The 9,370-nt window shown below is 70.2% G+C and carries 7 protein-coding genes; 3 read left to right on the top strand and 4 right to left on the bottom strand.

Annotation, left to right across the window (positions count from 1 at the left end; translation table 11 throughout):
- Nucleotides 1–127: 127 nt before the first annotated feature.
- The 4 genes from AC6EXY_RS32540 to AC6EXY_RS32525 all read right to left on the bottom strand — a co-directional run bounded on the left by AC6EXY_RS32540 (nucleotide 128) and on the right by AC6EXY_RS32525 (nucleotide 4,347).
- Nucleotides 128–778, bottom strand: coding sequence for a TetR/AcrR family transcriptional regulator (locus AC6EXY_RS32540; protein WP_101831897.1), 651 nt, complete (start codon nucleotides 776–778; stop codon nucleotides 128–130).
- 55 nt (nucleotides 779–833) lie between these two features.
- Complete coding sequence (locus tag AC6EXY_RS32535) at nucleotides 834–1,349, bottom strand: nuclear transport factor 2 family protein (RefSeq protein WP_499818927.1); 516 nt, start codon at nucleotides 1,347–1,349, stop codon at nucleotides 834–836.
- Between the two features lie 70 nt (nucleotides 1,350–1,419).
- Nucleotides 1,420–1,923: a nuclear transport factor 2 family protein gene (locus tag AC6EXY_RS32530; protein ID WP_499818928.1), complete on the bottom strand. Its 504-nt coding sequence runs from the start codon at nucleotides 1,921–1,923 to the stop codon at nucleotides 1,420–1,422.
- A 207-nt stretch (nucleotides 1,924–2,130) separates the two neighbouring features.
- On the bottom strand, nucleotides 2,131–4,347 hold the full coding sequence (locus AC6EXY_RS32525; RefSeq protein WP_499818929.1) for an MMPL family transporter: 2,217 nt from the start codon (nucleotides 4,345–4,347) through the stop codon (nucleotides 2,131–2,133).
- 252 nt (nucleotides 4,348–4,599) lie between these two features.
- On the opposite strand from AC6EXY_RS32525, the gene AC6EXY_RS32520 reads away from it, so the two are divergent.
- From AC6EXY_RS32520 to ctaD, 3 genes are all read left to right on the top strand, one after another.
- Nucleotides 4,600–5,820 (top strand): sensor histidine kinase, encoded by a 1,221-nt coding sequence (locus AC6EXY_RS32520; RefSeq protein ID WP_243407518.1) that lies wholly within the window; start codon nucleotides 4,600–4,602, stop codon nucleotides 5,818–5,820.
- The gene (locus AC6EXY_RS32515; RefSeq protein ID WP_101831900.1) at nucleotides 5,817–6,494 is read left to right on the top strand and encodes a response regulator; all 678 of its coding nucleotides are present in this window, start codon (nucleotides 5,817–5,819) and stop codon (nucleotides 6,492–6,494) included. The genes AC6EXY_RS32520 and AC6EXY_RS32515 overlap by 4 nt, the downstream gene beginning before the upstream one ends.
- 401 nt (nucleotides 6,495–6,895) lie before the next feature.
- Nucleotides 6,896–8,590 (top strand): aa3-type cytochrome oxidase subunit I, encoded by a 1,695-nt coding sequence (gene ctaD, locus AC6EXY_RS32510; protein ID WP_101831904.1) that lies wholly within the window; start codon nucleotides 6,896–6,898, stop codon nucleotides 8,588–8,590.
- The last annotated feature ends 780 nt before the right edge of the window (nucleotides 8,591–9,370 follow it).

Genomic DNA, 9,370 nt, shown 5'->3' with positions numbered 1-9,370 from the left:
GACCCGCGCGAGCGGGCGGGTGGCTGTGAAGCGGGAACCGGGCACGGCCACGGCCGGTCAGACCCGGGGTGCCCCACCGAAAGGTGAGGCGGCATGAACAGCGCTATCCAGCGCTCTCATGCAACGGTCAGGAGTCGGCGGCGTAGGCGCGCAGGAACGTGTCCACCGCCGATCTGGACACCACGAGCAGTTCCTCGGCGGGAATCTCCCGGGTGCCCATCCGTGAGCGTGTTTCGATGGGTCCGGTGAGCAGGGCGAGGAACTGCTCGGCGGCGCAGGTGGGATCGGCGGGGCGGATCCGTCCGGACAGCGACAGCCGGGCGATCCGGTCGGCGAGCGCTTCGGCGAGCCGCACGGAGGTGCGACCCTGGACGTCGGCGATCAGATCGGGGAAGCGGGCGACCTGCGCGTAGGCCAGCGAGCGCAGCGCCCGGGCACGCTCGTCACAGCACACCCGCACCAACTCGTCGGCGACGTCCTCCCACACGGCGCGCAGGTCGTCGCCGACAGCGCGCAGCCGGTCGACGGCGGCGAGGCTGTCGGCCAGCACCGCCTCGGCGACGGTCGCCATCGTCTGGCGGAACAGTTGCTCCTTGTCGTCGAGGTGGCTGTAGACCGTCGCCTTCGCCACGTTCGCCTCGGCGGCGATCTCCTGCACGCTGGTCAGCTCGTAGCCCTGGGCGGCGAAGACGGTGAAGGCAGCCTGGAGGATCGCCTGGCGCTTGTCGATCCGACCGCGCGACGATGCCCGCCTGGCGGACGGCGCCGGTGCGCTCATCGGCCAATCGTATCGGTGCGCCTGAACCGCGGGGATCGGCTGCGGTGGCATGGCCTCAGCGCGCCGTGGGCCGACCGGTCCCGGGCGCGCTTCCGGTGGCGACGAGGCCTGCGGCGGGCGTGATCAGCCGGTGGGCGATGAGCCACTGTCCGCCGTCCTCGCGGTAGGCGTCCTCGACGAGCCCGATGGTCGTCCAGTCCGCCGGCCTGGCTCGTCCGGCAACGGTGCGGGTGGCGGCCCAGTGCCAGACGGTGGCGTGGCCGGTGAGCCGGGGCCTGCCCCTGCTCCAGTCGATGTCGGGCGGCGCGCTGGTGTGCGCGACCGCGGGCCCGGCGAGCCGGTAGGACGGGTGGGCTGGCGGCCGTCCGGCGACCATGAAGTCGACGAACGCGTCGCGGCCGATGAAACGCTGCGGTGGCCCGGGCATGATCCGGTATTCGATGAACGCGTCGGCGGTGAAGCATCGCCGGCCGAGCTGTTCGTAGTCGCGGGCGTCGGCGAGGTGGAAGAAGCGGTGGTGGGTGCGCAGGATGGCCCGCTCGGCCTCGAGGCGGTCGAGAACGGTCGTCATGATGGCGGCCTTCCGGTCCGTGATGGCTTGTGGGACGGCGATCAGTTGGAGCGGGCGGATGCTGACGGCGTCAGCGGTGGCCCGCGGGATCCGCGGGCGGCGGCGAACCGGCGGCGACCAGCCCGGCCGCGGGCGTGACACGTCGCCGGGCGATGAGCCATCGGCCCTCGTGGCGGCGATAGGCGTCCTCGACCAGGAGGACGACGGTCCAGTCGGCGGGGCGCAGGTCACCGAGATGCGCCCGGGCGGTGAACCAGTGCCAGGCGGTGGTGTAGGCGGTCAGGAAGGGCTGATCGTGACCGTTCCAGTCGACGACGGCGAGACCAGGCACATGCGCGGTCATCTCGGACCGTGCGTCCAGCTGAGTGCGCAGGTGTCGGGTGACCTCGCCAGGGCCGTGCAGTCGGTGCGCCGTGGGCAGACGGACCTCGAGTTCGGCGTCCGGAGTGAGGCACTGCTCGGCCACCTGCTCGTACTGCCGGGTGTCGAGGAGGCGGAAGAAGCGTGTGAAGGTGCGCAGGATGTCGCGCTCGGACTCCAGCCGGGCGATCCGGGCGGAGGTTCCGTCATGCATGGTGGGCTTCCTTCGGTGACAGGCGTGGCAACGGGCACGCACGTCCGGTCGGATGGTGCGGCCAGGAGAGGCTGAACCGCCTCGCAACCATACCCACAAGTCTAGTTAACTGGCCCGAAGAGAATGGAAGTGGGGTTCGTCGGTCTCGGCGGCTGGAGGGGGCGAGGTGGTCTTCCCGGCGGCGTGAGCCGGACATCGGGCTGTGCATCAGACGCGCTCTGGGGATTCGATCGCGGCGGCCGTCGTGGCATTGACGAGCTCGGGCCCGGACTGGGGTGGGACACCGGCGCCGTCAGATCGCGCGCCGGGCAGCAGGCGGTCGAGCCAGCGAGGCAGCCACCAGTTTGCTCGGCCCAGCAGGGCCATGGTCGCAGGGACCAGGACCATGCGGACGAGTGTCGCGTCCAGCACGATCGCCGAGGCCAGGCCCAGACCCAGCATCCTGACCATCGGTGCGGGATTGGCGACGAAGCCGAGGAACACGACCGTCATGATCAGCGCCGCGGAGGTGATCACGCGGCCCGTGCCCGCCATTCCCCGGGCCACCGACTCGGAGCTGTCGCCGGTGGCGACGTGCTCCTCGCGGATGCGCGAGAGCAGGAACACCTCGTAGTCGATGGAGAGGCCGAACAGGACGGCGAAGAAGATCGTGGGCAACGGTGAGGCGATCAGGTAGGTGTCGTCGAGTCCGAACAGGCCGCCGAACCATCCCCACTGGAAGACCGCGACGACCACGCCGTAGGCGGCGCCGATCGACAGCAGGTTCAGCAGCGCGGCCTTCAGCGGCACCGCGATGGAGCGGAACACCACCATCAGCAGCAGGAACGATGCGGCGAGGATCGCGGCGACGAAGGTCGGCAGAGTATCGGTGAGCTGTCTGGTCAGGTCGTCGGTCATCGCGGTCAGCCCCGACACGGCGACGTTGCCCGGCACGATCTCGCGAATGCGCGCCAGGGTGTCGGAGGTCGCGCGGTCAGCGGGGGCCGTGGTCGGGAAGGCGCGCAGTACGGCGGTGTCACCGGCGGGGGAGAATCGCGGCTCGCTCACGGTGGCGATCCCGGGATCGGCGTTGATGCGCTGGGCCAGGGCGGGCAGGGCGTCGCGGCCTCCCTGCGCACCGGTGCCGGCGCCCGCATCCGCGCTGCGAAGATCGGCCACGATCAGCAGCGGGGCGTTCACCCCGGGGCCGAAGCCGTCGGCGAGCAGGTCGTAGGCGCGGCGATGGCTGGTGTGCGGCGAGTCGTCTCCGGCGTCCGGGAATCCTGTCCGCATGCTCAGCGCCGGTGCGGCCAGGGCGAGCAGCATCGCCGCCGCAGCCAGCAGATATGGCCAGGGACGGCGGGCGACGCGGTGGGCGAAGCGCCACCACGCCGTGGTGTGGGCCGAACCCGTGGACGCCCGGCCGCGTCGGCCCGGGATGCGTCCCGCGTCGACACGATCGCCGAGCAGCGAGAGCAGCGCCGGTAGCAGCGTGAGGGCACTCGCCACGGCGAACATGACCACCAGGGAGGTGCTGAGCCCGATGGAGGTCAGGAAGCCCAGGCCGGTCAGCGTGAGGGCGGTCATCGCCACGACGACGGTGCCGCCGGCGAGCAGGACGGCGGAACCTGACGACGCCATCGCGTCGGAGAGCGCGCTCGGACTGTCCTGGCCCGCCGCCCGGTTCTCGCGATAGCGCGCCACGATGAACAGGGCATAGTCGATACCGACCCCGAGACCGACCATCGCCCCGATCGTCGGCGCTGCCGACGAGACCTCGGCGATGCCCGCCAGCAGCATGATGCCGCCGACTCCGGCGGCGACGGTCACCAGGGCGAGCACGATCGGGACGAGCGCCGCCACGACCGAGCCGAACGCCACCACCAGCACCACCAGGGCGGCGGCCAGACCAACCACCTCGATGCCCGACGTCTGCGCGTCAGCGTTGATGAAGGCCGCGTCGCCACCCAGCTCCGCCTGGACGCCGTTGACCCGCGCCGGTCGCATCGCGTCCGTGATCGCGGCGAGCACGCCTGGGCTGACCTCTGTCGTGGGCACATCGAAGCGGATCTCGGCGTATCCGATGCGCCCGGTGGGGGACACCGCCCCGGCGGAGAACAGGTTCGTGACAGCGACGACGTGGTTCACCCGCCCGATCCGAGTGGCGGTGGCCTCGACAACGGCACGACTGCCCTCGAGACGCTGCCCGTGGGGCACGGCGAACACGGCCGTCGCGCTGCCGCCGGCCGCGTCCGGGAAGCGTTCCTCGAGCAGTGTCATGGCCTTCTCGCTCTGGCTGCCGGGAGCGACGAAGTCATCGATGAACGAGCCGCCGACCGTGCCGGCCAGAGCCAGCATCAGCACGGCGACAAGTCCCCAGGCGGCGATCGTGCGCTTCGGTCTGCGTGCGCTCATGTCCCCGACGCGGCGGGCGAACTGCTTCATGAGGGGAACTGTGCGCGGCGGACCCCCGAGTCGTCGCCCGTCCGTGGAGGGGCTGCCAGCCCCGCCCAGAGGCGGTGGACGCGGCGCGGATCCTGCCCTCGTCTCCTCCTCGAGGGGGAGACCGCCGTGCGTCTGAAGGCGGGCGACGGCCGGCCCCGGCTCGCATACCGTGATCCCGTCTGGTCGACGGGAGCGTCGCCGGTCCCCACCAGAATCCTGGTCCACCACAGCGAAGGGAGATGGCGAAGCCCCATGACGCCGACCGCCGGGACGCCGACCTCCGAGGCGTCGAGCCCGGGCGCCCGGAAGGGTCTGCGAGGTCCCTTCGCCCGCTGGCCCCGCACCGCGGACGCCGTTCTCGCCGCCGCCGCCTTCGTCATGACGGTGTTCGTGATCGACGGTCCCGGCGACTCGATGGTGGTGCGCGGCCTCGCCGACGTCCCGGTTCTCGTTCTCCTGGTCTGCGCCGTGACCTGCACGGCGCTGTACCGGCGCAGACGCTCGCCGCTGGTCGCCCTGGGTGTTTCGCTCATCGCCTGGGCCGCCCTGATCGGCACCGGCGAGACCCATCTCGGCTTCGCCACGATCACCGCCCTGTATGCCAGCGGCCGCTACGCTCCCGCGGACTGGCGCGCTCCGACGGGCGCCTTCGTGGCCTCGGCCCTGGCCAGCATCGACGGCCTCGATGACCCCGGCCCGTGGTGGCAGGTGCCCGTCTTCGGCAGTCTCGTCATGGTCGGGGCGTGGTATATCGGGCGTCGTGTCCAGCTCCGTCACGACCGCGCTGACCAGCTCCGGCGGGAACGGGCCGCCGAGACCAGTCGGATCGTCGCCGAGGAGCGCACCCGCATCGCGAGGGAGTTGCACGACGTCGTCGCTCACCGGGTCAGCCTCATGACGGTGCAGGCCAGCGGGGCCAGGGCCGTCGCCGCCGAGGATCCGGCGGCGGCGCTGGGCGCGATGCGAGCGGTGGAGGAGGCAGGCCGGCAGGCGCTCGACGAGCTGCGCCACCTTCTCGGCGTCCTACGGCCGCAGAGCAGCCTCGACGACCTGGGGCCGCAGCCCAGCCTCGCCGAACTGCCCGGGCTCATCGAGCAGATCCGGCAGGCGGGTGTGAAGGTCACCTCGGCGGTGGAGGCGCTTCCGGCGGACCTGCCGGCCCGCACGGATCTGTTCGCCTACCGCATCATTCAGGAGGCACTCACCAACGTGCTGAAACACGCCGGCCCCGGAGCGTCCGCCGAGGTGCGACTGCGTGCCGATCGGGACCGCATAGCCATCGAGGTCCGCGACGATGGCGGAGCGTTCGTCGCGCCGGAACCCGCCGCTCCCCGGGAGGCTCCGGGTGGCCACGGCGTCATCGGGATGCGGGAGCGGGCGCTGCTGCTGGGCGGAACTCTGGAGGCGGGGCTCTGTGCGGGCGGTGGATTCCGGGTAGTTGCCCATCTGCCGGCCAAAGGAAAACCCGCGTGAGCATCCGTGTCCTCATCGTCGACGATCAGGCCCTGGTCCGTGGGGGCCTCGCGATGGTCCTGCGGGTGCACAACGACATCGAGGTGGTGGCCGAGGCCGGCACCGGAGTCGAGGCGATCGAGCAGGCTCGCCGGCACCGTCCCGACGTGATTCTCATGGATATCCGGATGCCGGTGATGGACGGGCTGGAAGCGACGTCGAGAATCCTCGCCGAGGCCGACTGGGACACGCGGGTACTCATCCTGACCACCTTTGATCCGGACGAGTACGTGTACCAGGCGCTGCGTGCGGGCGCGAGTGCGTTCGTGCTGAAGGACATCCCGGCCGAGCAGCTCGCGGACGCCGTGCGCGCCGTGGCGGACGGCGGCGCGCTGCTGGCACCGTCGATCACCCGGCGCCTCATCGGGCGGTTCACCGAACGCCGGGCCGTCGGCTCCGCGGCCTCGCGCCGTGTCGAGCGCCTCACCGAACGGGAGCGTGACGTGGTGGTCGCCGTCGCGCGCGGTTCCAGCAACTCCGAAATCGCGGGACAGCTGTTCATCGGACCCGCGACGGTCAAGTCGCACGTGTCGAGCATCCTCACCAAGCTCGGCCTGCGGGACCGCGCCCAGATCGTGGTCTTCGCCTATGAGAGCGGCCTGGTCGAGGCCGGCGACCACGACATCGGCCAGTGAAGGGTCGGTCCGTGTCTGGGCGATGACCCGGCGGGGCCACCACTCCCTCCGCATGATCGTCGGGCGGCCCTGTTGCGCGGATGGCCGCGGTCAAGAAGGTGATTAGGGCAATGGTGGAACTGCCAGGGCAGGACCTTGTGCGCCTGGTGTGGGAGCCGGAATTCCCGTGTATGTGGGACGTCAGGCGGGGCCGCGGCCGGTGGCCCGTGGATAACGTGGCGTGCGCCGGCAGGTTTATCGGCCGGTGCGCCGAGCCGCGCGGTGCGGGACCGTCCATCCGCCGGGCCCGTCGCCGCCGACGGTGACACACATTCATTGTGGGCTGCCCGGCGGCGGTCGTGACACCCGACGCCGGGAACGCGTGCCACCGCCGGCAGCGGCATCACCATCTGGAGCGGACTGTGACACTTGTGCACGATACGCCGGCCGGGCACACGGGCCCGTCGGTGGGCGAGGCCCCACCCAGGGCGGTGAAAACCCTGGCACACTACCTGCGGACGACGTCGCACAAGGACATCGCGCTGCTGTACTTCCTGACGTCGCTGGTCTTCTTCGCCTTCGCCGGCGTCCTGGCGATGTTCATCCGGGCCGAGCTCGCCAGGCCGGGCCTGCAGCTCCTGTCGAACGAGCAGTACAACCAGATATTCACGATGCATGGCACGCTCATGCTGCTGATGTTCGCGACACCCATCGCGTTCGCGTTCGCGAACTATCTGATCCCGCTGCAGATCGGATCGCCGGACGTCGCCTTTCCGCGGCTGAACGCGCTGTCCTTCTGGTTCTTCCTGTTCGGCAGCCTGACCGTCATGGCGGGATTCCTCACGCCGAACGGCGCCGCATCCTTCGGCTGGTTCGCCTACGTGCCGCTGTCGAACGCGGCGTACTCGCCCGGCGCCGGCTCGGACCTGTGGATCGTCGGCCTGACCGTCTCCGGTCTCGGCACCATCCTCGGCGCGGTCAACTTCATCACGACGATCCTGTGCCTGCGGGCGCCCGGCATGACGATGTTCCGGCTGCCGATCTTCTGCTGGAACCTGCTCGTCACGTCGATCCTGGTCCTGATCGCCTTCCCGGTGCTCGCCGCGGCGCTGCTCGCCCTGGAGATCGACCGCCGGTTCGGCGCGCACATCTTCGACGCGGCGAACGGCGGTGCCATCCTCTGGCAGCACCTGTTCTGGTTCTTCGGGCATCCCGAGGTGTACATCATCGCGCTGCCCTTCTTCGGGATCATCACCGAGATCATCCCGGTGTTCTCCCGCAAGCCGCTGTTCGGCTACAAGGGTCTCGTCTACGCGACGATCGGCATCGGTGCGCTGGCGATCGCCGTGTGGGCCCACCACATGTACGTCACCGGCGCCGCGCTGCTGCCTTTCTTCGCGTTCCTGACGTTCCTGATCGCGATTCCCACCGGGGTCAAGTTCTTCAACTGGATCGGCACCATGTGGCATGGCTCGATCACCTTCGAGCCGCCGATGATGTTCGCCATCGGCTTCCTGGTGACCTTCCTGTTCGGTGGTCTGACCGGTGTCCTGCTTGCCAGCCCGCCGGTCGACTTCCACGTCAGTGACAGCTATTTCGTGGTCGGTCACTTCCACTACGTCGTCGCCGGGCTGCTCTTCGCCGGATTCGGTGGAATCTACTTCTGGTTCCCGAAGGTCACCGGACGGATGATCAACGAGCGTCTCGCCAAGGTGCACTTCTGGACGATGCTCGTCGGGTTCCACACGACGTTCCTGGTGTTCCACTGGCTCGGCGTCAGGGGCATGCCGCGCCGGTATGCCGACTACACGTCGTCCGACGGCTTCGACACGCTGAACGCCATCTCGTCCGCGGGCAGCGTCCTGCTCGCCCTGTCGACGGTGCCCTTCCTCTACAACCTGTGGTGGTCGTACCGCAAGGGCCGGATCGTGACGGTGGACGACCCGTGGGGCTACGGGAACTCGCTGGAATGGGCGACATCCTGCCCGCCGCCGCGGCACAACTTCTCCTCGCTGCCGCGGATCCGTTCCGAGCGCCCCGCCTTCGACCTGCACCACCCGGAGACGGTGACCGGCGGCGCGCTGGAGCAGCACGCCACGCGGGAACTGCGCACCTGAGCGCGGAACCACGTACCTGAGAGCGCGCGCGGGACACGCGGACGGGTGAACCGCCCCGGGACCGAGACACGGACCCGGGGCGGTTCACCTGTTTCCGTGCGCGGACGCGCCGCGGCCGTCGAGATCAGCGCCCCGCGGCGTGATCCGCGTGGTCACCAGCTTGCTGGCAAGCAGCTTGTGAGGGCAGGGGCGCATCTGCGGTTCTGGGGATACTCACCGCAGCCTTTGTGGTCGTGGGATCGTTACGAAAGTGCGGTGCGTGGCAGTGTCGACCGATTCTGGTTGAGGGTGCGGATGGCCTCCGCTACGGTGTGTCCGGCCGGGGAATCCTTCTCGGTGTCGACGCCGGGATCACGGGGTGTCGAGTCGGCACTGTTGTGAGGGCAGATGGCGTTCCGCTTCAATCCGCCGCCCGGCTGGCCCGTCCCGCACGCGGGGTGGACGCCTCCGCAGGGCTGGCAGCCCGATCCCGGCTGGCCCTCCCCGCCCGCGCACTGGAACTTCTGGGTGGACGACGGCCCTGGTTCTCCGCCGCCGCAGGCTTTGCCGCCGGCGACGACGGCGACCGGTTGGCCTGCCCCGCCGGCGCAGTCGACCGGCTGGCTTCCGCCGGCAGCGCCGCCGACGGGCTGGATACCGTCTCATCCGCCGGCCCAGGGCTTCTTCATGTGGGGGGTCTGCCTGGTTTGTCAGGGGAAGCTGTGGAGATCGAGGGCGGCGGTCGGGGTGGTGTGATCACGTCGGCCGGGTGGGATGAGGGCGTAGCCGACACGGCGTAGG

It is taken from the genome of Frankia sp. RB5, assembly GCF_059816245.1.
Note: the sequence above shows the minus strand (reverse complement) of the source record. Positions and strands in the feature narration are given on the sequence as shown.